This is a genomic window from Barnesiella sp. B2-R-119 (genome assembly GCF_023656675.1).
Classification (GTDB): Bacteria; Bacteroidota; Bacteroidia; order Bacteroidales; family Barnesiellaceae; genus Barnesiella; species Barnesiella intestinihominis.
This window is the reverse complement of record NZ_JAMOKL010000004.1, coordinates 38,481-63,819: the sequence shown is the minus strand read 5'-3', so window position 1 is coordinate 63,819 and position 25,339 is coordinate 38,481. Positions and strand designations below refer to the sequence as shown.

Sequence of the window (25,339 nt, the reverse complement as noted above, 5' to 3'; positions counted from 1 at the left end):
TAGAAAGAGTATGCTGTATTATTTGTTTCAATACCTTGAATCTTCATTCGATTTTCCGGGGGCTCGATTGTTTTCCTACATATCTTTCCGGTCTGGGGTCGCTTTTATTTTGGCTTTGTTTATTGCTACCATTATCGGCAGGCGTATTATCAATAAGCTGCAAATTTTGCAAATCGGAGAGCTCGTGCGTGATCTCGGGTTGGAAGGACAAATGTCCAAGAAAGGCACGCCTACGATGGGTGGGATTATCATTATTATCGCTATATTGATACCTTGTTTGTTGGTCGGGAGACTGGGAAATATCTACATGATATTGATGTTGATTACGACCGTTTGGCTGGGAGCCATAGGTTTTTTGGACGACTATATCAAGGTGTTCAAAAAAGATAAGGAGGGGTTGCACGGGCGATTTAAAATAGTCGGACAGGTGGGACTCGGTCTTATCGTGGGATTGACGCTGTTTTTGAGTCCGGATGTAGTTATTCGCGAGAATGTGGCTGTGCAAACGCCGGGAGCAGATACCGAAGTGGTAAAATATGAATCGGAAAATATCAAGTCTACCCAGACGACCATTCCTTTTTTCAAGAATAATAATCTCGATTATGCCGATTTGGTCCCGTTTTTGGGCGAACATGCCCAGACCGGCGGCTGGGTTATTTTCATATTGCTTACGATTTTTGTGGTGACAGCCGTTTCGAACGGTGCGAACTTGACAGACGGTCTCGACGGTTTAGCGACGGGAACTTCGGCCATCATGGGTTTGACATTGGGCATATTGGCCTATCTGTCGGGGCATATAGCGTACGCATCGTATTTGAATATCATGTATATACCGGGGAGCGAGGAACTGGTCGTTTTCGCCAGCGCTTTTATGGGGGCGACAATCGGTTTTTTGTGGTATAATGCATTCCCGGCTCAGGTGTTTATGGGCGATACGGGTAGCCTCACGTTGGGCGGTATTATTGCCGTGTTCGCTCTTTGTATACATAAGGAGTTGTTGATTCCGATTTTGTGTGCGATTTTCTTCGTGGAAGATTTGTCGGTAATGATACAGGTCGCTTATTTCAAGATTACGAAACGAAAATACGGAGAGGGTCGTCGGGTTTTCAAGATGACGCCTTTGCACCATCATTTTCAAAAACCGGGTAATGCAGGAATCAACGCTTTGATACAAAAACCGTTGCAAGCTGTGCCGGAGTCGAAGATCGTCGTTCGCTTCTGGATTGTTTGCATCATGCTTGCAGCCATTACGATAGTGACGCTGAAAATGCGATAGAAAGGGTTCTAAAATGGAAAAGAAAAAAAGAATTGTAGTGTTGGGTGCAGGAGAGAGTGGTGTCGGAGCCGCTGTGCTTGCCCAAGTGAAAGGGTTCGATGTATTTGTCTCGGATATGTCGGTTATCCAAGATAAATACAAAGAACAGCTCGATCGATATGAAATCCCCTTTGAAGAGGGGAAACATACCCCGGATTTGATATTGAACGCCGACGAGGTGGTCAAGAGTCCGGGTATTCCCGATAGGGCTCCCATGATAGCGGCTTTACGTGAAAAGAATATTCCTATTATTTCGGAAATAGAGTTTGCCGGTCGTTATACTCGTGCCCGCATGATTTGCATTACCGGGAGCAATGGGAAAACGACGACTACACTGTTGACTTATCATATTCTGAAAAGTGCCGGATTGAAAGTGGGACTTGCCGGTAATGTGGGGAAAAGTCTGGCCTTGCAGGTGGCGACTTGCGACTATGATTATTATGTCATCGAATTGAGTAGTTTTCAGTTGGATAATATGTATGATTTCAAAGCCCATATAGCTATCTTGTTGAACATTACACCGGATCATCTGGACCGGTACGATTATAAAATGGAGAACTATGTCGACGCCAAGTTTCGGATTATTCGAAATCAGACGGAAGACGATGCGTTTATCTATTGGAATGACGATCCCGTGATTACCGAGAAATTGTCGCAGTTGCCTTTGAAGTCGCAGCGATACCCGTTTGCCGAAACTCACGAGCCGGGGACGCAAGCGTACACCGAAGACGGAGCTTTGACAATCGATACTCCTGAGGAAAAGTTGACGATGGAGACCGATGAACTGTCGTTACATGGAAGGCATAATTTGTATAACTCGATGGCAGCCGGTCTTTCGGCCTGCCTGTTGAATGTGAAGAAAGAGTATGTTCGCAAGGCATTGAGCGATTTCGAGTCGGTAGAGCATCGTCTCGAACGGGTGGCTTCGGTGCGGGGTGTACAATTTATCAATGATTCGAAAGCTACGAATGTTAATTCGTGCTGGTATGCTCTGGAAAGCATGAAAACACCTGTGGTACTTATTTTAGGGGGAAAAGATAAAGGGAATGATTATTCCGAGATAGAGCAATTGGTTCGGGACAAGGTGAAAGCCTTAGTCTTTTTGGGTGTGGACAATAGTAAGCTCCATGCCTTTTTCGAGGGAAAAGTACCTTATATAACCGAGGCGAGCTCTATGAAAGAGGCTGTGGATAAGTCGTTTGCTTTGGCTACTCCGGGTGATACGGTTCTGCTGTCGCCTTGTTGCGCCAGCTTCGATTTGTTCAAAAGTTATGAGGACAGGGGCGACCAGTTCAAGGCTTGTGTTCGAGCTTTATAACCGTTATCGTTATGGAAATAGAAGTATCGGAAAAAGAGAAAAGGAGAAGCGACCCGTACATTTGGGGTATTATTATCATCTTGTATATCGTTTCGGTTGTCGAGGTTTACAGTGCGATAAGCCGGGAGATTACGGGTGGTGACGTGTATTCTCCCATCATCAAACATATCATGCTTCTTTTCTCCGGCTTTGTCATTACTTATGTCACGTCCCAGATACATTATAAATGGTTCAAGGTCTTGGCCTATCTGATGATACCTTTGACGATCGTTCTTCTCGTGAGCATTCTTTTCTGGGGGGATACGATTAACGGGGCAAAACGTACGATCTCGGTATTAGGAGTATCCTTACAGGGTTCGGAAGTCGCCAAAGTTACGATTGTGTTGGCTATGGCGACCGTTTTGGCGAAGACCCAGATAAAGCACGGGGTAAATATGAAAGGCGTTTTGTGGGTGGTCGGTCTGGTGACGATATTCAGCGCTTTGCTGTTTACTCAGGGATTGACCAATACGTTGTTATTTATCGGGATAAGTCTCTGTATGATGCTGATCGGGGGTGTCGAATTGTATAAAGTGCTCGGTATCTTATTGGTGTATGTGGTCTTGGCTTTGGCTGTCATGCAGGCGAAAGATTTGATAACGGAAGTGAAAGCACAGCCGGAGACGCAGGAGGTAACGGTACCGGATAGAAACGAGGGAGATAAGGTGATCGTTCGGTCATCGACTTGGAAAAGCCGCTTGAAAGACTTTTTCGACCCTACTCCCGAATATGAAAAAGAGACTACGCACAAGAACTTGCAGGAACATCGGGCGGCTATGGCTATGGCTCACGGTGGAATTACCGGAGTGGGACCCGGTAACAGTAGGGAATCGTCTCGGCTTCCGTTGGCGTTCTCGGACTATATTTATGCGATTATCATAGAAGATTTGGGATTTATCGTCGGTGGCGTAGGCCTTTTGGTGGCTTATTTGATGATTTTGGCTCGTGCCGGTTTGATAGCTCGCCGGTGTACGAGGGCTTTCCCGGCATTGCTGGTCATGGGAATGGCGGTAATGATCGTGTTGCAGGCTTTGTTCAACATGGCTATCGTCGTGGGGGTTTTCCCGGTTTCGGGACAACCGTTACCATTGATTAGTAAGGGGGGAACTTCGATTTGGATGATGAGTTTCGGATTCGGTGTGATGTTGAGTGTGAGCCGTTATGCGGTGAAAGATTCCGGAAAGAAAATAAAAACAGAGAAAGAAAACGATTTACCGGAGGACTTGCAGGCTGCGAATCCTACCAATTTAGCATAGAAAGAATATGAAGCAAACGATAAGAGTTTTGATTAGCGGCGGAGGTACGGGGGGACATATTTTCCCGGCTATTTCTATCGCCAATGCGATAAAGGTGAAGTGCCCCGATGCCGAGATATTGTTCGTCGGAGCCGATAACCGCATGGAGATGGAGAAGGTTCCGGCTGCGGGATACCCGATTAAAGGTCTTCCCGTAAGCGGCTTTAACCGGAGTAATCCGTTGGCTAACTTCAAAGTGTTGTGGCGGCTGTGGAGAAGTCTGCGTATGGCTCGCCGTATCGTGCGGGATTTTCGTCCTGATGTGGCGGTAGGTGTGGGCGGATATGCCAGTGGTCCCACTTTGTGGGCCGCTGCGCATCGAGGTGTACCTACTCTCATTCAAGAACAAAACTCCTATGCGGGGGTCACGAATAAGTTGTTAGCATCGAAAGCACATACCATTTTTGTGGCATACGATGGTATGGAACGCTTTTTTCCTGCTGAAAAATTGGTGCTGACCGGCAATCCGGTACGGCAGGATTTGTGCAATGAGGCTTTAACTCGTACCGAGGCTGCCGCTTTCTTCGGCCTCGACCCGAATAAAAAAATTATTTTGTTGATAGGCGGTAGTTTGGGAGCTTTGACATTGAATACGGCTGTGGCAGAGTCTATTCCAGAGATTGTGAAAAGCGGAGTCCAGTTGATTTGGCAATGCGGAAAACGGTTCGACGAACGAGCTAAAATGGTATTGGAAGCAGCAGGCAATCCTACTTGTATTAAACAAATGCCGTTTATCGCACGCATGGATTTGGCCTATAAGGCAGCCGATTTGGTTATTTCGAGAGCGGGAGCCAGTTCCATATCGGAGCTTTGTTTACTTGGGAAGCCTGTGATTTTAGTACCGTCGCCTAATGTGGCGGAAGATCATCAGACCAAAAATGCGGAAGCCTTGTCGTCGAAAGGAGCGGCGATTCTCGTGCGGGATACCGAGGCTCGCCAACGGTTGATGCCTTGTGCTTTGTCGGTGGTTCACGATGAGGAATCTCTGACTTCGATGAGCCGGGAAATCGCGGCGTTGGCGCAGCGTGATTCGGCAGCCCGGATAGCCGATATAATTTTTGATATAGTCAATAAAAAATGAAACAGTATACATCTCTTTATTTCGTAGGAGCCGGAGGTATCGGCATGAGTGCATTGGTCCGGTATTTTTTGGCGAAGGGATATAAAGTCGCGGGTTATGATCGCACGCAGTCACCTCTGACTACCGAACTTAAAACCGAGGGGCTGGAAATCGTTTATGAAGAGTCGGTAGAGTCGATACCCGATTATTGCCGGAATCCCGAGACGACTTTGGTCGTTTATACTCCGGCGATTCCCGCAAGTCATGCCGGATTGGTTTATTTCAGGGAGCATGGTTTCCGAGTGGTAAAGCGTGCCGAGTTGTTGGGGCTGATTACGCAATCGAGCAGAGGTCTGTGCTTTGCCGGCACTCATGGCAAGACCACGACATCGAGTATGGCTGCTCATATCTTTCATGAATCTCCGATAGGTTGCAATGCGTTCTTGGGTGGTATTCTTCGTAATTATAACAGTAACCTTATCCTGTCGGAACAGTCGCCGTTTACGGTAATCGAGGCCGATGAATATGACCGTTCGTTCCATTGGCTGCATCCCTATATGGCTGTCGTTACGGCAACCGATCCCGATCATTTGGATATTTACGGAACCGAGGAGGCTTATTTGGAGAGTTTCGCTCGTTTCACTTCGTTGATACAGCCGGGTGGCTGTTTGATTATGAAGAAAGGTATCAAGCTGGTTCCCAGCGTAAAGGAGAATGTAAAAATATATACTTATTCGGCTCGTGACGGGGGTGATTTTCATGCCGGTAACATACGTATAGGCGACGGAACCATCGTGTTTGATTTTGTGACGCCGGAAAGGGTTTTCGCAGATATAGAGCTGGGTGTTCCCGTGGAGATAAATATTGAAAACGCGGTGGCTGCTATGGCGATAGCGTGGTTGAATGGAGTGTCTGGCGACGATATGCGGAGAGCTATGGCCTCGTTCAAGGGTGCAAAACGCCGGTTCGAGTTTTGGGTGAAACGTCCCGACAGGGTAATGATAGACGACTATGCACATCACCCCGATGAATTGAAAGCCAGTATCCGTTCTGTGAAGGCTCTTTATCCCGGCCGTCGGTTGTCGGTGATTTTCCAGCCTCATCTGTACTCCCGTACTCGCGATTTCGCTCCACAGTTTGCCGAGGCGCTGTCCCTTGCCGACGAGGTTTTTCTGTTAGACATTTATCCGGCGAGAGAGTTACCGATACCGGGCGTAACTTCGAAACTTATTTTTGACAAGATAACATGCAGAAATAAAGAACTTTGTTTGCGTGAAAAGTTGTTAGAACGGATAAAAGAGTGTAACTTTGACATTTTATTGACGATGGGGGCCGGCGATATAGACCGTTTGCTTCCTGAAATAGCGGCAATCGTAGAGTCGAAATGAAAGTACTGTTGAGATTTTTGTTGATGGTAGTGTTGGTATCCTATCTGTTTGTCTCGTTCTTTTTTTTACGCTCCTATGCAGCGGAGGATAAATGCAGGGACTTACAAGTGGAGATAACCGACAGTGCTGTATTGCATTATATCTCACCGGCCGATGTATATAACTATATCGAGGATTTCGAGATGGATCCTTGCGGGAAGCCTTTGGGAGGAATCGATACTGAAAAGATGGAGCGCACACTTATGTCGAACGGGGTGTTGGGCTCGGTCGAATGTTATAAGAAAGTAGGCGGAACCGTGTGTGTGGAAGTGACACAGCGTGTCCCGGTCATGCGGGTGATGGCTGACGACGGAAATTACTACGTCGATGCAGAGGGGCAGCGCATGGCTGTCAGGACTCAATATCAAGCGCATCTACCTCTGGTGACGGGACGAGTGGACAGCGTGTTGACCTATCGGGATATGTTGCCGTTGGCTCGGTATATTTATAATCATCGGTTTTGGAATGCTCAAATTGAACAAATTTATGTCAATGAGCGTCATGAAGTAGAGTTGGTTCCCAGAGTGGGAGGCCAAACCATTTTGTTGGGCTCGGTACAGGATTTTGAAACGAAATTGGATAACTTGATGCTGGTTTATAAAAAGGTATTCAGTAAAGCCGGTTGGGCGATGTACGATACGGTTTCGTTGAAATTTAAGAATCAAGTTGTTTGTACTCGAAAGAAAAAATGAAATAAAAGTAACAATATATATGGATACGGAAAGATACATAGTAGCTGTCGAGATAGGAAGCTCGAAGATTACAGGCGCGATAGGAACTCGTTCTCTGAAAGGAGTCGTTACTGTGCTGGGAGTAGATACCGAACCATTGACCGGGAGTGTGAAGCGGGGTTTCATCGTTAATCCCGATGAAGTTTCATCGAAAGTGAAACGTTTGATACGGAAATTGAATAACCGTATAGGCGCTTCGAAAAAAATCAAACAGGTGTATGTGGGAATCGGGGGACAATCTTTACATGCCGAAGACCACATGATAAGCCGAGATTATCCCGAAGGAACTCCCATTACGGAGGACATTATCAAACGCTTGCAGGAGGAAGCCCGGGAAATGCCTATTGCCGGAGCCGATATATTGGAGGTCGTTCGTACCGGAGTACTTGTCGATGATAAACCTAAATCGGGCAGAGAAGAAATCGAGGGCTCGAATCTGAAAATGAGTTTGAAGTTGATCGTGGCTCGTGACGATTTGAAAAAAAATGTGTCCCGTTGTTTCTCTGGCGAGCCTTCGGTAGTGCGCTATGTTCCTACTCCGTTGTCTACTGCTTATGTGGCGTTGAGTAACGAAGACCGCCAAGCCGGAGTCATGTTGGTCGATTTCGGTGCGGAAACGACGACAGTTTCGATTTATAAGGACGGGCTTTTGCGCTATCTTTCTACGATACCGTTAGGAGGGTATAACATTACCCGCGACATTATGACATTGAAAGTTACCGAACCGGAGGCCGAGTCGTTTAAAGTGCGGTTAGGCTCTGCTAAGGTAATGGGCGAAGAATCGAACATTACGCTTCGGGGAGAGAGTTCGTCTGAAATAAAAAGTTTGGATTTGTCGAAGGTCGTCAAAGCTCGTATCGAGGAGATCGTGGCCAATGTCAATGCTCACTTCGAGTATGCGAAATGTGACCGTAAAAGTCTAGGAGCCGGTATGGTGATTGTAGGAGGCGCATCCAAACTGTCCAATCTGGCGGAACTTATCGCAGAGAAGTGCGATATTCGTGTGAGGAAAGGAGCTCTTCGTCAGGATATGTTGTTAGATGTAGCTTCCCAATCGAAGAGTGCCGACTATTTGCAGATTCTGGGGTTGCTTTATTGCGGAAAAGAGAATTGCGTCGAAGTCTTACCTAAGGTTGTCGATGAGCCGGAAGACGAGCCGCATGAAGAAGTAAAGCCGTTGAGCCCAAAGGAGAAAAGGGCGCAAGAGAAGGCACAGGAGAAAGCAGAACAAGAGCGTCGGAAACGGGAAGCCGCAGATGCAAAGCGAGAAGAAAAGGAACGTAAGAAGCGAGAAAAAGAGGAGAAAGTGAAGGGGCCGGGGCTCTTCGGAAAATTGAAAGAGATGGTGAAGAAGGCCGAAAACCTGCTCGATGATGAAAACGATAATTTTTAAATGGAGAACATCATGAACGAATTAGATATAAATAATCCTCAGTTACCCGATTTTATTGTTCCCGGAGCTGATGAAAAAAAACAGGACGAACCGGCAAAGATTAAAGTAATAGGTGTCGGCGGAGGCGGAGGAAATGCCGTGAACCATATGTACCATCAAGGTATAGGTGGTGTCAGTTTTGTTCTTTGTAATACCGATGCGCAAGCGTTGCGAAATTCGCCTGTTCCTGTAAAAGTGCAGTTGGGGGCTAAGGGTGAGGGAGCCGGAAACATTCCGGAGGTCGCTAAGAAATTGGCCGAAGAGAGTGCCGCCGAAGTCGAAGCCTTGTTCGACGATAATACACGCATGGCCTTTATTACGGCCGGAATGGGCGGAGGAACCGGAACGGGAGCCGCTCCCGTGGTTGCCCGTATTGCTAAGGAGAAGGGTGTGCTTACAGTGGGCATCGTGACAATACCGTTTCTCTTTGAAGGAGAACCGAAAATATTACAGGCTTTCGCCGGTGTGGAGGAAATGCGGAAGCATGTCGATGCTTTGTTGGTGATCAATAACGAGCGGTTGTGTAAGATATATCCCGATCTTTCTTGGACGACCGCTTTCGCCAAAGCGGACGATTCGTTGTCGAATGCAGCCCGGAGTATAGCCGAGCTGGTGTCGAAAGATGGAAAAATCAACCTTGATTTCGCCGATGTACGCACGACACTGAAAGACGGAGGAGCTGCTGTAATCAGTACCGGATCTGGCGAGGGTGAGCACCGCATGAGCCGTGCGATCCAAAACGCACTGACTTCTCCTCTTTTGAAAGAGAGCGATATTTATGGAGCGGAACGAGTACTGTTCAATCTCTATTTTTCACCCGAAGAGGGGGAGGAGCTTCGTATGCAGGAGTCCAAAGAGTTGAGCGAGTTTATGTTGCGTTTCAAGAAGAAAGTAAATGTTATTTGGGGATATACTCACGATTCTTCTTTGGGCAAGGCCGTGAAAATTACCATTTTGGCTACGGGATTCGAGGTATCTGACTTGACGTTCAAAGGAGAATATGGCGGTGATGCCGACGAGCATATCGCTCAATCGCAATATATTGTTTTGAAACCCGATCAACTCGATGATAACGATTTGTTAGAAAAGTTGGATAAGACACCCGCTTATGACCGTCCGAAAGATTTTCGCGATAATTTCGACGGTTCGGAGAAAAAAGAGGAGAGTAACGGTAGTGGCCGTCGTACCATAAGGTTTTAATCGAAAACTATAAAATAGATATAGGATTATGAATTTATTCGATCAGGTCAGCAACGACATTAAAAGTGCCATGCTGGCAAAAGACAAAGTGAGATTGGAAGCCCTGCGGGGAATTAAGAAAGAGTTTTTAGAGGCAAAAACAGCCAAAGGCGCCGACGGAGAATTGACGGACGACATGGCGATGAAGATATTGGCAAAGATGGTGAAGCAGAGGAAGGAAAGCGCTCAGATTTATACCGAGCAGAATCGTCCCGATTTGGCCGAACCGGAATTGGCCGAAGCTGCTGTCATAGAAACCTATTTGCCTAAGCAGATGACCGAGGAAGAGTTGACCGAAGCGTTGAAAGCGATTATCGCTCAGGTAGGAGCTACTACTCCGCAAGAGATGGGAAAGGTGATGGGAGTAGCTACCAAACAGTTGGCAGGGCGTGCCGATGGCCGCGCTATTTCTGCGAAAGTAAAAGAACTGTTGGCTTAATACAGAATAAATATTAGAATTGAACTATGCTTACACTAAGTGTTATTAAGGAGAATCCCGAAGAGGTGATTCGTCGTTTGGCAATTAAACATTTCGATGGCAAAGAAGCTATAAATCGGGTTCTTGAATTGGATAAAATACGTCGGGCATCTCAGGCCGAGTTGGACGGGAAGTTGGCCGAATTGAAAGTTTTGGCGGCTCAGACCGGACAACTTATGAAAGCCGGCAAAAAAGAGGAAGCCGAAGCTGTGAAAATGAAGACAGCAACCATTAAAGAGTCTACCAAAGAGTTGGAAGAGTCGATGGTGTCGGCAGAAAAGGAGATTACCGATATTTTATTGACTGTTCCCAATTTGCCGTATGCCGGAGTGCCCGAAGGCCGTACTGCCGAAGACAACATTGTGGAAAAGACCGGCGGAGTGATTCCCGAACTTCCCGCCGATGCGCTTCCACACTGGGATTTGGCCAAGAAATACGATTTAATCGATTTCGAGTTGGGTGTGAAGATTACCGGTGCAGGATTTCCTGTGTATAAAGGCAAAGGCGCTCGGTTGCAACGGGCTTTGATTTCGTTCTTTTTGGATGCCGCTCGCGAGGCCGGTTACCTCGAAATACAACCTCCTTATGTCGTGAATGCCGCTTCCGGTTACGGTACAGGGCAATTACCCGACAAAGAGGGTCAAATGTATCATTGCAACGAAGACGATTTGTATCTTATTCCCACAGCCGAAGTTCCGGTGACGAACCTCTACCGTGACGTGATTTTCAATGAATCGGATCTACCGATTAAGAATACGGCTTATTCGGCTTGTTTCCGTCGTGAAGCCGGTTCGTACGGAAAAGACGTGAGGGGATTGAATCGTCTGCATCAGTTCGATAAAGTGGAGATTGTGCAGATACAACACCCCGACCATTCGTATGAAGCTTTGGAAGAGATGAAAGCTCATGTACAGAGTTTGGTGGAACGTCTCGAATTACCGTGGCATATTTTGCGTTTGTGTGGCGGCGATATGAGTTTTACCTCGGCCATAACATTCGATTTCGAAGTATATTCCGCCGCACAGAAGCGTTGGTTGGAAGTCAGCTCGGTATCCAATTTCGAAAGCTATCAGGCCAATCGGTTGAAATGCCGTTATCGTGGAGCCGATAAGAAAACGCATTTGTGCCATACGTTGAACGGCAGCGCTTTGGCATTGCCCCGTATCATGGCAGCCTTATTGGAGAATAACCAGACCCCCGAAGGTATAAAGATACCCAAAGTGTTGGTTCCTTATTGCGGGTTCGATATTATCGATTAAGGATCGATTAAATCGTATATAAAACGGGGCGGTATGATTTTTTCATACCGCCCCGTTTTATTGAATCCGGAAAATAACAGGGTTCTTTTGTTTGTATCTTGTAACCGTTCCTTTTACTTTCTGCCGAAATCGGCGGGGATTTCGCCCCACTTCTCGGTATCCCATTTGATGATGGCATTGGCATAGACGTGAGTATGTAGCCAGCGTTCTGCCCGTGCGATAAGGTCGAATATGGGAGCATTGGCTGCGTTGGGGGCTAGTTTGGTCTTGCATTTTTTTTGTTTAATCCATAGTATGGCATTACGGCTGTCGGAATAGATGGGTATATCGGAGTCTCGCTGTTGCAAGTAGGCCAACCCATGAACGAGGGCGAGGAACTCTCCTATGTTGTTTGTCCCTTGCTCCAAAGGGCCTACATGAAACAGTTCGATTCCCGATTTCGTGTCTACTCCCCGGTATTCCATTTTTCCGGGATTTCCGCTACAAGCCGCATCGACCGATAGACTGTCGGCGATAACCGAAGGGGGTAAGATGGGAGCAGACAGTTTGTCTCGGGAGTGTTCGCCTATTTTACGAATGACATCGAAATAATCGTCGGGGGCATTGCGGAAGGCTTCGGTAGCGGCTTCCAGACTGTCGAAACTTTTGTATTTCGCTCCTTTGAAATTGTCGACTTGTTCTTTGCATTCCTCCCAAGAATCGAAAATTCCACGGGCACGCCCTTCCCATACGACATAATATTTGTATTTGGCCATGATTCGGTTATCGTTATAAATGACGGGTACAAAAATATAAAAATTGTCGTATCTTTACGCACGTTAGCGGAGATAAGCCGGTGCGATGTTTCTTTTATATTGCCGATAAGCCGATTCTCCGTGGCATAATCGAATAGCGATGAGAAGAATTGGTATATACGGAATTTTATCGGTAGTCTTGTTTGGCCTGATCGGGTGTGCTCCCGGCAAGAGCGACAAGGAGGAAAGTGTGCGTTTATATAAAGAAGCGATAGTTTTGCTGGGGAGCGATTCCGTGACTATCGATGATTGTCTGGCAGCCCAGAGATTATTGGAACAAGCTCTTGATGCCGATAGCGAAAATATAGATGTATATTTCGGGAAGGTGTTGAACGAGTTGAATTTGTGGCGTCCGGACAGTGCTTACCGGACAGCTTCGACCGCTATCGAAAAAATAGGAGAAACGGGGAAAAACCGTATGAAGGCTTATTTTTATACGGTAAAAGGGTTTATCGCTTATGACCGGGGTGACGAGGCAGATGCCGAGAAACAACTGTCGGAAGCCTTGTTTTTGTATGAGAGTTATTTAACGGAGGATCCGGCGAATATGGACTATTTGTTGAACAAATCGGTCTTGTTATCGGGATTGGAGGGGAAACAAACGGCTTTGGACTTTATTGCAAAGTCGCCTTTGAAAGAAGCAGATAAACAGGCGTTGATTCACTCTTTGTCGGAGTTTGAATTTCGACAGTTCGGAGAGACTTGGAGAGCGAAGCATGATGCTCTGGTCGCTAACGGACTGACAGAGACAAATACGATATCGAATACTTTTAAGAAATGAAGCCTTTGTTTTTGGTTGGATACATGGCGGCAGGCAAGACAACATTGGGACGCCGGGCGGCTCAGCTTTTGAATGTCGAGTTTATCGACCTCGATGATTATATCGAATCTAGATACAGGAAACGGATATCCGATTTGTTTGCCGAACGGGGAGAAGAGGGTTTCAGGGATATAGAGCGTCGTATGTTGCATGAGGTAGCGGAGTTTGACAATGTGTTGGTCGCTACGGGCGGAGGTACACCCTGTTTTTTCGATAACATGGAGTACATGCGTCACCGGGGAGTCACGATTTATTTGGCCGCTTCTGTACAGACGTTGTGCAGACGCTTGTCCCATGCAAAAGTAAAACGCCCGTTGGTGGCGGGTAAAACGCCGGAGGAACTGTATGAGTACATTACCGAGATGTTGAATCGTCGCGAGTCTTATTACCGGCAAGCCGATTATCGTTTCGATGCCGACGGGTATGAATCGCTCGATTCGGTCGACGAGGCTGTGCATCGGCTGGCTGTCTTGATGCAAAATCCTGCTTATGGAGATGGAGCCGATGAAATATAAATATATAATTCTGGTTTTTACCGAAGTATATTTGTAAATTCGTCTTTATAAATTTAAACTTCGTGGTTATGGCTGGTAGCTTTGCTTGTAAATCGAATGTAGGGGTCGCACCCCAAGAACAATTGTTGGGAACGATGGCCGGTAACAGACGTTTTTCCATAGGGTTACCGGCGGAACATAACGGAGGGGAAAAACGATTCCCTCTGACGCCCGAGGGGGTTGCCTTGTTGACCAAAGAGGGGTATCGCATTTTTGTGGAAAGCGGAGCCGGCGAGGGTATCAAGTATTCCGATTTACATTATACCGAGGCTGGGGCGCAAGCGACAGCAGCCTCAGAAGTTTTCAGATGCGATGTCGTTCTTAAAATTACTCCGTTGAATGAACAGGAGGCTGCTATGATACGTCCGGGGGTGTTTCTGCTCACGTTGTTGCAGCCTCAATATCAATCGGCTTCGGTCGTGCGCATATTGATGCAAAAGAAAGTTACGGCAGTTGCGATAGATTTGATAACCGATGAGCGAGGCCGTTATCTTTTTGCCGATATATTAGACGAAATTGACGGTCGTGCAGCCATTGTGTTGGCTTCGGAATTGTTGAGTAACCGGAGTGGAGGAAAGGGTGTTCTGTTGGGGGGTATCCCGGGGGTCGCCTCTTCGGAGGTTTTGATTATAGGAGGAGGTCTTGCAGGCCGTGCGGCGGCTCGTGCCGCTTGTGGATTGGGTGCTTTGGTGAGGGTATTCGATAATGATTTTTATCGTTTAAAAGCTACTCAGTTGGAAGTGAGTCCTTCTATCTTTACTTCCAATATGCACCCTCATGTTTTGGAAAACGCCATGCGCTCGGCCGATGTGGTTATTGGCACGGAAGTGCCGGAGGGAGGCCGTTTAGGAGTAAGCTATATCGAGATGATGAAACGAGGGGCATTGTTGTTCGATTTGTGTATGGATAAAGGAGGCTGTTTCGAAACGTCGAGTTGTAGCGAGGCTCCTTGTAATAAAGTGTATGAGCAATGCGGCGTTTTGCATTATTGCTTGTCGAGCGTTGGATCTGCCGTTGCCCGAACGGCATCGATGGCGTTGAGCAATTTATTAGTTCCGGTATTGATCGATTTGAATGACCCTGCCATGCTCTATGGCCATATAAAGTCGGACGAAAGGCTTCGGAATGCCGTGTATTTGTTCGGTGGAAAGTTGACTTATAAGGAGTTGAGCATACGGTTGGGATTGCCTTATTATGATATGGCTCTTTTTATGTCGATGTTTTGAAAAGATGCTTTGTTTTTATCGGAACAGCTTTTAAAATAATGAATAGATAGGGAACTTACATATTTCTATGAAAATATTTCAAATGCTTACAAAAAAACACTATCTTTGCTAAAATAGTAATATTGGAATTGAAATATATCATGTTGGATTAAAATTGTAATATAAACATGACGGAAAAAACAAAAGTGAAAGTATTGGAAGAAGTCGTGGTACGATTTTCCGGCGATTCCGGTGACGGAATGCAATTGGCCGGGAATATCTTTTCCAATGTTTCGGCCGGTATCGGTGATGAAATTTCTACATTCCCCGATTATCCGGCAGAGATACGTGCTCCGCAAGGAACGTTAGGGGGAGTGTCTGGTTTTCAAGTTCATATAGGGAAAGGTGTTCACACTCCGGGAGACTTGGCCGATGTATTGGTTGCCATGAATCCGGCAGCTTTAAAAACAAATGCTCGCTATGTGAAAAAAGGCGGTGTGGTGATTATTGACTCGGATAGCTTTCGGGCCAGCGATTTGGAGAAAGCGGCGTTTACGACGGACGATCCCATTCAAGAGGCGGGCCTTTCTCATGCACAAATCGTTCCGGTAGCGATTACCCAAATGGTGAAAGATTCATTGGCCGATTCAGGCTTGGACAACAAGTCTATCGTACGGTGTAAAAATATGTTTGCCTTAGGGCTTGTCTGTTGGTTGTTCGACCGTCCTTTGGAACAAGCTCAACATTTATTGAAAAATAAATTTGCCAAGAAACCGGCTATTTACGAGGCTAATGCCAAAGTTATGCGCGACGGGTATAATTATGGGAACAACATACATGCTTCGGTTTCGACTTATCGAGTGGAGTCTGCACAAGTGAAGCCCGGTATTTATACCGATGTGAACGGAAATACGGCTACCGCATGGGGTTTGATAGCCGCATCTGAAAAGTCGGGATTGCCTTTGTTCTTAGGAAGTTATCCCATTACCCCGGCCACAGATATTTTGCATGAGTTGGCCAAGCGGAAAGATTTAGGGGTAAAGGCCATTCAAGTGGAGGACGAGATAGCCGGTGTTTGTACGGCTATCGGGGCTTCGTTCGCCGGAAATTTGGCAGTGACTTCCACGTCGGGGCCCGGTTTGGCATTGAAGAGCGAGGGTATAGGTTTGGCCGTTATGGCGGAATTGCCTTTGGTCATTATCGATGTTCAGCGAGGTGGGCCGTCCACGGGATTGCCGACGAAAACCGAGCAGACCGACTTGTTGCAGGCTCTCTACGGTCGCAATGGGGAGAGTCCGGTGGTAGTGGTGGCAGCCTCTACACCGACCGATTGTTTCGATATGGCATTTCAAGCGGCTAAAATCGCTTTGGAGCACATGACTCCCGTTATCTTGTTGACCGACGGATTTATTGGAAATGGCTCTTCGGCATGGCGTATTCCGGAAATCGATGAATATCCGGAGATAAAGCCCAATTATGTCATGCCGGAACAACAAGGTACGTGGAAACCATACGACCGTAACGAAAAATCCGTACGTTATTGGGCGAAACCCGGAACAGAGGGATTCATGCACCGGCTCGGAGGATTGGAAAAGGATTATAAGACTAGCGCAATTTCTACTGACCCCATCAACCATGAAAAGATGGTTCGTGCCCGGCAGCAGAAAATCGACGGTATAGCCACCGATATTCCTTTGTTGAAAGTGTCGGGCGATTCTTCTGCCGATTTATTGGTTGTCGGTTGGGGCGGAACCTACGGACATTTGTATTCTGCCGTGGAAGCTATGAATGCAGAAGGGAAACCTGTGGCTTTCGCTCATTTCAATTATATCAATCCGTTGCCCGCGAATACCGAGGAGATATTACGGCGATATAAAAAAGTGGTCGTTTGCGAGTTGAATAACGGGCAGTTTGCATCGTATTTGTCAGGGAAAGTTCCGGGTGTGAATTTCTTGCGATATAATAAAATTCAGGCACAGCCGTTCATGGTGAGTGAGTTGATGGCGCATTTTTCAAAGCTTTTGGAGGAATAGGATATGGAAGAACAAAAGGAATATACGGCAAAGGATTTTAAAAGCGACCAGTATGTACGTTGGTGTCCGGGTTGTGGAGACCATTCTATCGTGGCTGTGTTGCAGAGAGCTATGGCGACATTGGGAGTGCCTCCCCACGAAACGGTGGTGATTTCGGGTATCGGCTGTTCGTCGCGTTTGCCTTATTATATGAATGCCTATGGTTTTCATACGATTCATGGTCGTGCCGCAGCTGTGGCTACCGGGGTGAAGACGGCTAATCCCGATCTGATGGTATGGCAGATTTCGGGAGATGGCGACTGTCTGGCTATCGGTGGGAACCATTTTATTCATTCGGTACGTCGGAATGTGGATATCAATGTGGTCTTGATGAATAATAAGATATACGGTTTGACGAAAGGCCAATATTCCCCGACGAGCGATCGAGGTTTCGTTACTAAATCGTCTCCTTATGGAACGGTGGAAGATCCTTTCATTCCGGCAGAACTCGTTTTTGGGGCGAGAGGAACATTTTTCGCTCGTTCGCTCGATGTGGAGATGTCTGTTTCGCAAGAAGTATTGGTAGAAGCTGCCCGCCATAAAGGAACGTCGGTGGTGGAGCTGTTGCAGAATTGTGTGATTTTCAATAATAATATTCACAGTTATGTGGCTGATAAAGAGTTCCGTGCCGACCGGACTGTTCATTTGCGTCATGGTGAAAAGATGATTTTCGGGAAAGACAATAATCGAGGCCTCGTGTTGGACGGTTACAAATTAAAGGCTGTGACTATCGGGGAGAACGGTGTGACTCTCGATGATATTTTGGTACATGATGCCAAGTCTCCCGATAATTTCTTACATCAAAGTCTTGCGATGATGGACGGACATGAACTGCCTTTGGCGATAGGTGTGATTCGTAATGTGGAGGCTCCCGTATATGACGAAGAGGTGGATAGACAAGTAAAAGAGGTAACCTCGAAAGTACCTTATTCCTCCTTGCGTGAATTTTTGTTGACCGGGGAGACTTGGGAAGTGAAATAATGTATTTTCTCCAAAAGGGTAATAGCACCCGAAAGACTGTCTGTATAGCCTTTCGGGTGCTATTGTTATATGTTTGAGAGACAATTCTTTTTAAGAAATTCAGAGCTTGACTGCCTTGAAAAATTTTCTTAGATTTGTGTGGATAAATTGTGAAATAAGGGAATATGGATTGATTCATGATTGTTATTCCTGTCAAGAAAAGATATAGGTGTATTAAAAAATTGGTTGAATGGTTGTAACGTTAGTAATTTTAGCTTTATCGGCAGTGTTTTTCGTGAGTGGTAAAATTCGCTCTGATGTGGTAGCCTTGTGCGCTTTGGTTTTATTGCTGCTTTTCCACATTCTTACTCCCGATGAGGCGTTGTCTGGATTCTCCAATTCGGTCGTGATTATGATGATCGGTCTTTTCGTAGTAGGTGGTGCGATATTCCAAACCGGGTTGGCAAAGATGATAAGCGGAAAGATATTGCAGTTGGCAGGCAAGAGCGAGACAAGGCTTTTTATTTTGGTCATGCTGGTTACTTCGGCTATTGGAGCTTTTGTGAGTAATACGGGTACGGTGGCCTTGATGCTGCCTATTGTCGTGAGTCTGGCTGCCAACGCTCATATAAATTCGAGTCGCTTGCTTATGCCTTTGGCTTTTGCCAGCAGTATGGGAGGTATGATGACGTTGATAGGTACTCCACCGAACCTTGTTATACAGAATGCCTTGACCAATGCCGGTTTTGAACCGCTTACTTTCTTTTCTTTCTTGCCGGTCGGTTTGATTTGTGTTTTTGTAGGAATGGTCGTATTGATGCCTTTGAGTAAAATTTTCCTAACCAAACGGGGAACCGAAAAGTCTGATAGTAAAAACAAGAATAAATCTCTGAACGAGTTGGCAAGGGAATATCAGCTTTCCGAAAATTTGTTTCGGATACAAATCCCCGAAAAATCGATAGTCGCCGGTAAAACGATTGTCGAGTTGAATATTCGCCAACAATATCATTTGAATATATTGGAGGTACGGCGTACTGTTTCGTCGCAGTCCCGGTTGTTGAAAACGGTCAATCAGAAATTGGCCGATCCGGGTACTGTATTACGCTCCGGCGATGTGTTGTATGTGAATGGCGATTTCGAAAAAGTGAGGGAGTTTGTTTCTCGATTTTCTTTGGTATTATTGGATGCCCATACCATCGAAGACGGTAAGGGTAACTTGACTTCCGATTTGGCTTTTTATGACATAGGTATCGCCGAGATTGTCTTGATGCCCTCGTCACGTTTGTTGAAACAGACGGTCGGAGATTCGGGATTTCGGGAAAAATTCAATGTCAATGTATTGGGCATAAGGAGAAAGAACGATTATATATTGCATGATTTGAAAGATGTGAAGATGTTGTCGGGCGATGTTTTGCTCGTGCAAGGTACATGGAAGGATATAGCTCGGTTGAGTTCGGAAGATTCCGATTGGGTGGTACTCGGCCAGCCGTTGAGCGAAGCCGCGAAAGTTACTCTCGATTATAAAGCACCGATTGCTGCTGCGATTATGCTTTTAATGATTCTTATGATGGTGTTCGATTCTATACCAGTAGCTCCGGTTACGGCTGTGATGATTGCTGCGATACTTATGGTATTGACCGGTTGTTTCAGGAATGTGGAGGCAGCCTATAAAACAATTAACTGGGAGAGTGTCGTTCTTATCGCCGCCATGCTTCCCATGTCGTTGGCTCTGGAAAAGACGGGAGCATCGGAATATATATCGAATAGTTTGGTTAGCGGTTTGGGCGGTTACGGGCCTTTGGCTTTAATGGCTGGTATCTATTTTACGACTTCATTGATGACGATGTTCATCAGTAACACGGCAACAGCCGTTTTATTGGCTCCTATCGCCATGCAATCCGCATTACAGATCGGAGTGAGTCCTTATCCGTTTTTATTCGCTGTTGCCGTGGGGGCGAGCATGTGTTTCGCTTCTCCGTTTTCTACGCCACCCAATGCGCTGGTTATGCCTGCCGGTCAGTATACTTTCATGGATTATGTAAAGGTGGGTTTGCCTTTACAGATTATTATGGGGATAGTTATGATTTTTATTTTACCTTTGTTATTCCCATTTTAAAGAAGAATTTATGTCCCGAAAAAAGTGTCTTGCCGTATTTGCCAGTGGAACCGGCAGTAATTTCGAAGCGATTGTGACTGCTTGCGAGCAGGGTAAGATCCCGGCCGAAACAGTGGCTTTGGTTTGCGATAAACCTTCGGCTCGTGTCGTAGAACGAGCTTCACGTCATGGTGTGAAGTCTTTCACTTTCGACCCTAAGTCTTTTGCTTCTAAGGTCGAAATGGAGACCGTCATTGCCGATTTTCTCGATGAGAACGGGGTGGATTTGGTTTGTTTGGCCGGGTATATGCGGATTATTTCGGATACATTGTTATCGCGTTACGACGGTAAGATTATTAATATACACCCTTCTTTGCTCCCCGCTTTTCCCGGAGCTCGTGCCGTAGAACAAGCTATGGAGTACGGGGTGAAAGTGTTCGGAGTAACTATTCATTATGTGGACCGTACGGTAGATGGCGGACGGATTATCGCCCAACGGGCTATCCCGTACGAAGGAAACGATATCGATGAGTTATTCGGACTCATTCATGCGGTCGAACATGAACTTTACCCGGAGACGATCGCTCGGTTGTTGTCTGTTTAATGTTTGCAACGAGTCTATGTTCAGTAGAAAATTCATGGGGATAGACTTGAATGTTGATGAATGAGAGGGACTTAATCCGCTAGCTATGAGGAGAAACGTTTCCGGTTAGGTTGAGCTTGTCCGGCTTTTGGAGAGGATAGTTTGCTATTGACCTCCTCCATTGCCGTGCCCCGTAGCCTTACGGGGTGTGGCATTAGCCATATAGGTGAGGTGTCACGAAGTGACGGAGGAGCTGGAAACAGTATTTCATCAGTCGGTTTATGTCGGGTCTTTAACCTCCTCGCCCTGTGGGCACTCCCCCTATATTCCCTTACGGGAACACAGGGGGGAGAGGTTGAGATGTATTCCTTTTTCTCCCTTGCTTCGATTTTATGAGCTACACAGAGAGAAAGGGGTGAAAGTGTCGTTTTGAACAGCTTTTTACCCTTTCGGAACTTTGTGGGTATTCTCCCTTCTCCCCAGCCGTGTTTCGTAGCATTATGGGGTGTTCTGTGAAATAGTATAGGGGGAAACACTGAACAATCCCCATTGATTATCGATTGAGCCCAAATCTATATAAACAAAGAGCCGCTATAAATTTTATAGCGGCTCTTTGTCGTATGGGCTTTTTATTTATGAACTTCTACCCGTTGTGTAGAGGGTTTAGTTGCATTGCGCTCCTCTGTGGCTTTTACGACGGCTTCGGCAAGTTGCTTGAAAGCTAATCCGGTAATGGTATCGTCGAGTGCCACGGGGTGTCCCGCATCACCGCTTTCGCAGATACTTTGTACAATAGGTATTTGTCCCAAAAGAGGAACTCCGGTTTCTTGGGCCAGTCGTTTTCCTCCGTCTTTACCGAACAGGTAGTATTTGTTTTCCGGGAGTTCGGCAGGAGTGAACCAACTCATGTTCTCGACCAATCCCAGTATAGGGACGTTTACTTTATCTCCGGTAAACATACTGATACCTTTGCGGGCATCGGCCAAAGCAACCTCTTGCGGAGTGGTTACTACAATCGCTCCGGTGATAGCGAGTATCTGTACCAAAGTGAGGTGTATATCGCTGGTTCCCGGTGGCAAATCGAGTACAAAATAGTCGAGTTCGCCCCATGCGGCATCGGTGATGAGTTGTTTCAAAGCGTTACTTGCCATTCCTCCTCGCCAGAGTACGGCATCGTTTTTACGAACAAAAAAACCGATGGAAAGAATCTTCACGCCGTATCGCTCGACCGGGAGAATGAGATCGCGTCCTCCGATATTCTCGGTATAGACTTCGGTGTCTTCGATATTGAACATCGTGGGAGCCGAAGGGCCGAATATGTCGGCATCCAGCAGCCCGACTTTATACCCTTGACGGGCCAACGCCACAGCTAAATTGGAGGCTATGGTAGATTTACCAACGCCGCCTTTTCCCGATGAAACGGCAATGATATTCTTTACATCGGGCAAGGGATTCTCGGGGTTCGGACGAGCTGTTTGTCTTGCCTTTACAGCTATATTTCCTTTGATATTTACTTCTGGACTTACGAAAGTGAGAATGGCAGTTTCGGCGGCTTTCACGACCGATCGGATAAAAGGATCGGTCGGCTTGTCGAAAATGATGGAGAAACTTACTTTGTTACCGTCGATACGAATGTCGTCTTCGATCATTTCATTAGCGACCAAATCTTTCCCGTTGCCCGGGTAACGCACTTTGGCGAGTGCGTCGAGTATTAGTTTCGGATATAGTTGCATATTGTCGTGTTATTTTGATGTTGTATTTTCTTGACTACTTTGTTTACCGTTACGTTTTCCCCGGTTGAAGCTCCGGTATGTGTCGTAAGGAATATCAACGTCGGGTTCGATGAATTGTTCACGGGGTTGGCAGACGAAACGAATATATTTGATATTCATGCCCCGTTCGAGCCACTGTTGCTCGTAGAAAGTTTTTATTTCCAGTATGTCGTCGGTTATTCCCGAATGGTAGAGATCGTCGGTCGAAACCTGTACGGGATAGCCGTTTGCTTTTACCATTTCACAAGTATAGGTGTACATGAACGGACTGTCGCTTTTCAGATGGATCAAACCTTCGGGCGATAGAATATTTTGGTATAGTTGCATAAACCGGGTAGAAGTGAGCCGCTTTCTCACTTTTTTCATTTGCGGGTCGGGGAAGGTAATCCATATTTCTGATACTTCACCTTTGGCAAAAAAACGATCGATCAACTCTATGTTGGTACGAAGAAAGGCTACGTTATTTATTCCTTCTTCGAGGGCCTGTTTGGCTCCACTCCACATGCGGGCTCCCTTTATATCTATTCCTATAAAGTTTTTTTGCGGGTAACGTTTTGCCAGACCTACGGCATATTCGCCTTTTCCACAGCCCAATTCAAGGACTATCGGATTTTCATTTTTGAAGAATTGTTTTCCCCATTTGCCTTGCATCTCAAATCCTTTTTCTTGTAGTGCAGAGAAAGGATATTGGAATACATGTGGGTAGCCTTGCAGGTCGTCGAATTTTTTCAGTTTATTTTTTCCCATTTTGAAATGAATATCGACAGGTTCTGGTTAATTGACTCTTCCTAATTTTAAATGATAGTATTTTCTTGATTCTATTTGTACAGAAAGGATAAATACTTCTCCCGAATACGATTGAGTATCAATTTTCGCTTCGGTCGTTTTGCCTTGTTTTTGATATATTGTGCGTCCGTCGATTGTATACAGGGTTATGCGGTGCATGGGTTCGTACGAATTTACGATGAGTATTTTTTGTTCGAAATATGCTTTCAACGCCTTGTCGTCGATTTGTTGCTCATCTACCTCGGATAAATAACGAATGTCAAACTCTTTCCATTGAGGCGTGTTCAAATAGAGAGATAGACTTTCGTCGGGGATTCCCAGCCGGCAATCTTTTTGCGGAACATTTCGAAAGACATTTTCTCCCAGTATCGGAGGCTCGGTCGGATAGGATAACATAACATTCAATCTCGTGCAATTATCGAAGGCGTGGTCTCCGATGGTCTTGACTGTCGACGGTATTTTTGCGGAAAATAAATATTTCATGCCATAGAACGGCCATCGACCTATTTTTTCAGTTCCTTCGGGCAGGAAGGAAAGTCCTGCTATTCTACTGCATCCGGCAAATGCATAATCGCCTATGGTTCGGACAGACTCTGGTAGAATACAGTCGGTGAGCGATGTGCAATAATAGAATGCGCCTTCTCCTATTTCTGTTATGGTATTGGGGGCTTGTATGGAGAGTAGTTTTGTACAATGGTCAAAGGTGTAAGGGGGCAGGTTTTCCAATGGACATTCTTTTATATCGACCTCTGTTAACGAGATACAGTGGGAGAAACAACCTTCGCCCATAGATTCTAGTTTTTGAGGGAGTGTTATTCCCGTCAGAGACGAGCATCCGGCAAAACATTCTTTGCCGATAGATTGTAACGAGGCGGGTAGGGTTATCGAGGATAAGGCGGTACAGTTGAGAAATGCTTGGTTTCCTATCGAACGAAGGACAGACAGGGAGAGGTCTATTCCAGTAAAAGAGGTGCATTGTTTGAATGCATATTCGCCTATTTTTTCCAATGTCTGTGGTAACGATGTGTTCAAAGAGAAACAGTCGCAAAAAGCGAATCCTGCTATTTCTTGTAAATTGTTTCCCCAATCTATGTTTTTTAGTTTAGGACAGCCTGCGAAAGCGCCTTTTCCTATTTTTTCGGTATTCCGGGGGAGCCGTACGGTCGTTAACTCTTGAAATCCGAAGAATGTGTTTGCCGGAATACAGTTGGCATCGAAACGGGTTTGATTTCCGAGGTAAATATCTCGACTTTCGAATGCATCTATCGTACAATCTGCAAGGTCTATGCCGGTTAAGTGAAATAGGGAGTCGTTTATGAAAGCAAAATCGCGAACGTCGATTGTTCCTGAGACGGTTAGATTCGTGATTGTCCGATGCTGTTCTCCGATGAGAGATTGTAGTTGTCCCGCTTCGGTGTGACAATTGTAATTTGTCGCCTGCAAATGTTTCCCGACGGATAGGAACAGAACGATATATAACAACTTTCTCATTGGAGTGACGGCGGGTTTGATTGTTTTATAAAAATAGAGAGAGATAGGAATAAGATAAAACGGACAAGCTCGTTTTTTATACCAAGTCGCACCCTATTTTTGTATTTGCAAAGATAGTATAAACGAATGTAGAAACAAATTTTATTTGTCGGGTCGGTATGTTCGGGTGTTTTTGTTTTGACAGACAGAATGTTGAGCCTGAATTTTTGAAAAAATGGAGACTATATTTGGGGGTAATCTTTAATCTCTTGATATGCGATAATGTGCGCCGCAGTCGAGTATGAAATCCAGTACATCTTTGAAAAGTTCTTCTACATGAGACGGCACAAATACATACGACGTGTCGCCGCAATGTTTGCATATGGTTTGGGGTAAGTCGGTTAATTTTACATTGAGTTGTTCCGACATAGCCATTGCTTCGTCTTTTTCGATTATCGCATAGGTATGATGTTGTACATTTTTATAATCGTAAAAGGTCAGACAGATGACCAGACTTTTAGTGTAGTTGAATCCGACCGTAAGTGTCGACCAAGTGTCGAAGTCCTCGTGGGACATGGCGATGGTTATTTCTTCCAATGTTGACATAATTTTCGTGAATGTATTGTGGGCGAGCT

Annotated in this window: 22 protein-coding genes; 17 read left to right on the top strand and 5 right to left on the bottom strand. The window is 45.9% G+C overall.

Translation table 11 applies throughout. The annotated features are described in order from the left end of the window. Positions 1 to 10: 10 nt before the first annotated feature. From mraY to serS, 10 genes are read left to right on the top strand one after another with little or no spacing between them, the layout of a single operon-like run. A complete protein-coding gene (mraY, locus tag NBH06_RS08685; RefSeq protein WP_046411154.1) occupies positions 11 to 1,276 on the top strand; it encodes a phospho-N-acetylmuramoyl-pentapeptide-transferase in 1,266 nt (421 codons plus the stop codon). Positions 1,277 to 1,289: 13 nt separating this feature from the next. Continuing rightward, positions 1,290 to 2,633 carry a UDP-N-acetylmuramoyl-L-alanine--D-glutamate ligase gene (murD, locus tag NBH06_RS08680; protein ID WP_021892388.1) on the top strand — a complete coding sequence of 448 codons (1,344 nt, stop codon included), beginning with the start codon at positions 1,290 to 1,292 and terminating at the stop codon, positions 2,631 to 2,633. Positions 2,634 to 2,644: 11 nt separating this feature from the next. Next, positions 2,645 to 3,928, top strand: coding sequence for an FtsW/RodA/SpoVE family cell cycle protein (locus NBH06_RS08675; protein WP_250793859.1), 1,284 nt, complete (start codon positions 2,645 to 2,647; stop codon positions 3,926 to 3,928). A gap of 7 nt (positions 3,929 to 3,935) precedes the next feature. Further along, the gene (gene murG, locus NBH06_RS08670; protein ID WP_250793857.1) at positions 3,936 to 5,048 is read left to right on the top strand and encodes an undecaprenyldiphospho-muramoylpentapeptide beta-N-acetylglucosaminyltransferase; all 1,113 of its coding nucleotides are present in this window, start codon (positions 3,936 to 3,938) and stop codon (positions 5,046 to 5,048) included. Further along, the gene (murC, locus tag NBH06_RS08665; protein WP_250793855.1) at positions 5,045 to 6,415 is read left to right on the top strand and encodes a UDP-N-acetylmuramate--L-alanine ligase; all 1,371 of its coding nucleotides are present in this window, start codon (positions 5,045 to 5,047) and stop codon (positions 6,413 to 6,415) included. Before murG ends, murC begins: the two co-directional genes overlap by 4 nt. Continuing rightward, positions 6,412 to 7,146 (top strand): cell division protein FtsQ/DivIB, encoded by a 735-nt coding sequence (locus NBH06_RS08660; protein WP_250793853.1) that lies wholly within the window; start codon positions 6,412 to 6,414, stop codon positions 7,144 to 7,146. Before murC ends, NBH06_RS08660 begins: the two co-directional genes overlap by 4 nt. 19 nt (positions 7,147 to 7,165) lie before the next feature. Further along, positions 7,166 to 8,578, top strand: coding sequence for a cell division protein FtsA (locus NBH06_RS08655; RefSeq protein ID WP_250793852.1), 1,413 nt, complete (start codon positions 7,166 to 7,168; stop codon positions 8,576 to 8,578). 12 nt (positions 8,579 to 8,590) lie between these two features. Beyond that, positions 8,591 to 9,817: a cell division protein FtsZ gene (gene ftsZ, locus NBH06_RS08650; RefSeq protein WP_021892382.1), complete on the top strand. Its 1,227-nt coding sequence runs from the start codon at positions 8,591 to 8,593 to the stop codon at positions 9,815 to 9,817. 28 nt (positions 9,818 to 9,845) lie between these two features. Continuing rightward, positions 9,846 to 10,295 (top strand): GatB/YqeY domain-containing protein, encoded by a 450-nt coding sequence (locus tag NBH06_RS08645; protein WP_021892381.1) that lies wholly within the window; start codon positions 9,846 to 9,848, stop codon positions 10,293 to 10,295. A 26-nt stretch (positions 10,296 to 10,321) separates the two neighbouring features. Beyond that, on the top strand, positions 10,322 to 11,593 hold the full coding sequence (gene serS / locus NBH06_RS08640; protein WP_008863200.1) for a serine--tRNA ligase: 1,272 nt from the start codon (positions 10,322 to 10,324) through the stop codon (positions 11,591 to 11,593). 113 nt (positions 11,594 to 11,706) lie between these two features. On the opposite strand, the gene NBH06_RS08635 is transcribed toward serS, so the two are convergent. Next, on the bottom strand, positions 11,707 to 12,348 hold the full coding sequence (locus NBH06_RS08635; RefSeq protein WP_250793851.1) for a ribonuclease H1 domain-containing protein: 642 nt from the start codon (positions 12,346 to 12,348) through the stop codon (positions 11,707 to 11,709). Between the two features lie 139 nt (positions 12,349 to 12,487). Between NBH06_RS08635 and NBH06_RS08630 the strand changes: the two genes are divergently transcribed. The 7 genes from NBH06_RS08630 to purN all read left to right on the top strand — a co-directional run bounded on the left by NBH06_RS08630 (position 12,488) and on the right by purN (position 20,697). Then, positions 12,488 to 13,168, top strand: coding sequence for a tetratricopeptide repeat protein (locus tag NBH06_RS08630; protein WP_250793850.1), 681 nt, complete (start codon positions 12,488 to 12,490; stop codon positions 13,166 to 13,168). After that, positions 13,165 to 13,722 carry a shikimate kinase gene (locus tag NBH06_RS08625; RefSeq protein ID WP_250793849.1) on the top strand — a complete coding sequence of 186 codons (558 nt, stop codon included), beginning with the start codon at positions 13,165 to 13,167 and terminating at the stop codon, positions 13,720 to 13,722. The genes NBH06_RS08630 and NBH06_RS08625 overlap by 4 nt, the downstream gene beginning before the upstream one ends. Before the next feature lie 68 nt (positions 13,723 to 13,790). Continuing rightward, entirely contained in the window at positions 13,791 to 14,987 is a 1,197-nt protein-coding gene (locus tag NBH06_RS08620; protein WP_250793848.1) for an alanine dehydrogenase, read from the top strand. Positions 14,988 to 15,154: 167 nt separating this feature from the next. After that, on the top strand, positions 15,155 to 16,999 hold the full coding sequence (locus tag NBH06_RS08615) for a 2-oxoacid:acceptor oxidoreductase subunit alpha (RefSeq protein WP_008863205.1): 1,845 nt from the start codon (positions 15,155 to 15,157) through the stop codon (positions 16,997 to 16,999). A 3-nt stretch (positions 17,000 to 17,002) separates the two neighbouring features. Continuing rightward, the gene (locus tag NBH06_RS08610) at positions 17,003 to 18,019 is read left to right on the top strand and encodes a 2-oxoacid:ferredoxin oxidoreductase subunit beta (protein WP_250793846.1); all 1,017 of its coding nucleotides are present in this window, start codon (positions 17,003 to 17,005) and stop codon (positions 18,017 to 18,019) included. Positions 18,020 to 18,248: 229 nt separating this feature from the next. Continuing rightward, the gene (locus NBH06_RS08605; RefSeq protein ID WP_250793844.1) at positions 18,249 to 20,114 is read left to right on the top strand and encodes an SLC13 family permease; all 1,866 of its coding nucleotides are present in this window, start codon (positions 18,249 to 18,251) and stop codon (positions 20,112 to 20,114) included. A gap of 10 nt (positions 20,115 to 20,124) precedes the next feature. Beyond that, entirely contained in the window at positions 20,125 to 20,697 is a 573-nt protein-coding gene (gene purN / locus NBH06_RS08600; protein ID WP_250793836.1) for a phosphoribosylglycinamide formyltransferase, read from the top strand. A 608-nt stretch (positions 20,698 to 21,305) separates the two neighbouring features. Here purN and NBH06_RS08595 read toward each other — a convergent pair. The 4 genes from NBH06_RS08595 to NBH06_RS08580 all read right to left on the bottom strand — a co-directional run bounded on the left by NBH06_RS08595 (position 21,306) and on the right by NBH06_RS08580 (position 25,310). Next, complete coding sequence (locus NBH06_RS08595; RefSeq protein WP_250793835.1) at positions 21,306 to 22,409, bottom strand: Mrp/NBP35 family ATP-binding protein; 1,104 nt, start codon at positions 22,407 to 22,409, stop codon at positions 21,306 to 21,308. 9 nt (positions 22,410 to 22,418) lie between these two features. Then, on the bottom strand, positions 22,419 to 23,195 hold the full coding sequence (gene trmB, locus NBH06_RS08590; protein ID WP_250793833.1) for a tRNA (guanosine(46)-N7)-methyltransferase TrmB: 777 nt from the start codon (positions 23,193 to 23,195) through the stop codon (positions 22,419 to 22,421). A 27-nt stretch (positions 23,196 to 23,222) separates the two neighbouring features. Further along, positions 23,223 to 24,725 carry a leucine-rich repeat domain-containing protein gene (locus NBH06_RS08585; RefSeq protein WP_250793831.1) on the bottom strand — a complete coding sequence of 501 codons (1,503 nt, stop codon included), beginning with the start codon at positions 24,723 to 24,725 and terminating at the stop codon, positions 23,223 to 23,225. A gap of 240 nt (positions 24,726 to 24,965) precedes the next feature. Then, positions 24,966 to 25,310, bottom strand: coding sequence for a hypothetical protein (locus NBH06_RS08580; protein ID WP_021892369.1), 345 nt, complete (start codon positions 25,308 to 25,310; stop codon positions 24,966 to 24,968). Positions 25,311 to 25,339: the final 29 nt, after the last annotated feature.

What these genes read in the sequence shown, in the direction of transcription:
- mraY (WP_046411154.1), top strand. Translation starts at nt 11, where the DNA reads ATGCTGTATTATTTGTTTCAATACCTTGAATCTTCATTCGATTTTCCG.
- murD (WP_021892388.1), top strand. Translation starts at nt 1,290, where the DNA reads ATGGAAAAGAAAAAAAGAATTGTAGTGTTGGGTGCAGGAGAGAGTGGT.
- NBH06_RS08675 (WP_250793859.1), top strand. Translation starts at nt 2,645, where the DNA reads ATGGAAATAGAAGTATCGGAAAAAGAGAAAAGGAGAAGCGACCCGTAC.
- murG (WP_250793857.1), top strand. Translation starts at nt 3,936, where the DNA reads ATGAAGCAAACGATAAGAGTTTTGATTAGCGGCGGAGGTACGGGGGGA.
- murC (WP_250793855.1), top strand. Translation starts at nt 5,045, where the DNA reads ATGAAACAGTATACATCTCTTTATTTCGTAGGAGCCGGAGGTATCGGC.
- NBH06_RS08660 (WP_250793853.1), top strand. Translation starts at nt 6,412, where the DNA reads ATGAAAGTACTGTTGAGATTTTTGTTGATGGTAGTGTTGGTATCCTAT.
- NBH06_RS08655 (WP_250793852.1), top strand. Translation starts at nt 7,166, where the DNA reads ATGGATACGGAAAGATACATAGTAGCTGTCGAGATAGGAAGCTCGAAG.
- ftsZ (WP_021892382.1), top strand. Translation starts at nt 8,591, where the DNA reads ATGAACGAATTAGATATAAATAATCCTCAGTTACCCGATTTTATTGTT.
- NBH06_RS08645 (WP_021892381.1), top strand. Translation starts at nt 9,846, where the DNA reads ATGAATTTATTCGATCAGGTCAGCAACGACATTAAAAGTGCCATGCTG.
- serS (WP_008863200.1), top strand. Translation starts at nt 10,322, where the DNA reads ATGCTTACACTAAGTGTTATTAAGGAGAATCCCGAAGAGGTGATTCGT.
- NBH06_RS08635 (WP_250793851.1), bottom strand. Translation starts at nt 12,348, where the DNA reads ATGGCCAAATACAAATATTATGTCGTATGGGAAGGGCGTGCCCGTGGA.
- NBH06_RS08630 (WP_250793850.1), top strand. Translation starts at nt 12,488, where the DNA reads ATGAGAAGAATTGGTATATACGGAATTTTATCGGTAGTCTTGTTTGGC.
- NBH06_RS08625 (WP_250793849.1), top strand. Translation starts at nt 13,165, where the DNA reads ATGAAGCCTTTGTTTTTGGTTGGATACATGGCGGCAGGCAAGACAACA.
- NBH06_RS08620 (WP_250793848.1), top strand. Translation starts at nt 13,791, where the DNA reads ATGGCTGGTAGCTTTGCTTGTAAATCGAATGTAGGGGTCGCACCCCAA.
- NBH06_RS08615 (WP_008863205.1), top strand. Translation starts at nt 15,155, where the DNA reads ATGACGGAAAAAACAAAAGTGAAAGTATTGGAAGAAGTCGTGGTACGA.
- NBH06_RS08610 (WP_250793846.1), top strand. Translation starts at nt 17,003, where the DNA reads ATGGAAGAACAAAAGGAATATACGGCAAAGGATTTTAAAAGCGACCAG.
- NBH06_RS08605 (WP_250793844.1), top strand. Translation starts at nt 18,249, where the DNA reads ATGGTTGTAACGTTAGTAATTTTAGCTTTATCGGCAGTGTTTTTCGTG.
- purN (WP_250793836.1), top strand. Translation starts at nt 20,125, where the DNA reads ATGTCCCGAAAAAAGTGTCTTGCCGTATTTGCCAGTGGAACCGGCAGT.
- NBH06_RS08595 (WP_250793835.1), bottom strand. Translation starts at nt 22,409, where the DNA reads ATGCAACTATATCCGAAACTAATACTCGACGCACTCGCCAAAGTGCGT.
- trmB (WP_250793833.1), bottom strand. Translation starts at nt 23,195, where the DNA reads ATGGGAAAAAATAAACTGAAAAAATTCGACGACCTGCAAGGCTACCCA.
- NBH06_RS08585 (WP_250793831.1), bottom strand. Translation starts at nt 24,725, where the DNA reads ATGAGAAAGTTGTTATATATCGTTCTGTTCCTATCCGTCGGGAAACAT.
- NBH06_RS08580 (WP_021892369.1), bottom strand. Translation starts at nt 25,310, where the DNA reads ATGTCAACATTGGAAGAAATAACCATCGCCATGTCCCACGAGGACTTC.